This is a genomic window from Psychrobacter sp. CAL346-MNA-CIBAN-0220 (genome assembly GCF_040309805.1).
Classification (GTDB): Bacteria; Pseudomonadota; Gammaproteobacteria; order Pseudomonadales; family Moraxellaceae; genus Psychrobacter.
This window is the reverse complement of record NZ_JBEOPF010000758.1, coordinates 1-234: the sequence shown is the minus strand read 5'-3', so window position 1 is coordinate 234 and position 234 is coordinate 1. Positions and strand designations below refer to the sequence as shown.

At 42.3% G+C, this 234-nt stretch carries 1 protein-coding gene; it reads right to left on the bottom strand.

Going from position 1 to position 234, the window contains the following annotated elements:
* Positions 1-182, bottom strand: a 182-nt coding sequence (locus tag AAEY88_RS15570) for a hypothetical protein (RefSeq protein ID WP_350563845.1), incomplete at its 3' end; no start/stop codon positions are given.
* Positions 183-234: the final 52 nt, after the last annotated feature.

Here is a 234-nt window from a genome sequence, read left to right as displayed (position 1 = left end):
GTTAAATCGCATGATTTACCGTCTTCTGTATGATAATGTCCGCGCTTGTCGAGTACTAATTTAAGTACTGAAAATTTATCTGACTTAGCCAGAGATGACTCAAAAAAACGGGCCGACATCAGCGAAATATCATGTTCAGCACCGCCACCGCCGCATAATAACAGCAGATTGACTTTTGGCATGGTTACTCCTGGAAAAGGTAAAATATAAGCTGGAAATGGGCCGGAACAAGCA